Raw genomic sequence first — 429 nt, 5'->3', positions numbered from 1 at the left:
AAAATGACCATGTCCACCCAGGGAAAACGCTGGCATGTCAGACGGGTTTCCGCTTCAAGCCGACTCAGGTTATCACCCTGTCCCAGCGCAAGCTGCAGGCCTGCAATCGCAAAATAACTCATTTCATCAACTCCCCGATTGGAAAGTGGCAGGCCACTTTATGCCGATCGTTATCGTTACTGTCTGGCTCACCTCTGCTTAGCTGATCACAGCTGGATGGGTTACCGCTGTCGTGAATAACCGGCTGTTTCTGCTGGCACAGCGTATTCACATTGCGACAGCGCGTATGAAACAGACACCCTTCAGGCTTATTCAGAGGGCTGGGTATTTCCCCTTGCAAAGGCTGAAGGCTATCCCGTTTAGCCGGGTCCAGCGATGGAATTGAATCCAGCAACGCACGGGTATAATGATGTTTTGGCTGACCGAATA

1 protein-coding gene is annotated in these 429 nt (G+C 51.7%); it reads right to left on the bottom strand.

Translation table 11 applies throughout. From position 1 onward, the window contains the following. Positions 1-118 precede the first annotated feature (118 nt). Positions 119-429: oligopeptide/dipeptide ABC transporter ATP-binding protein (locus ACYP03_RS24230; RefSeq protein WP_459782400.1), on the bottom strand; the 311-nt coding region annotated here is incomplete at its 5' end.

The organism is Photobacterium sp. R1, assembly GCF_054600795.1.
Note: the sequence above shows the minus strand (reverse complement) of the source record. Positions and strands in the feature narration are given on the sequence as shown.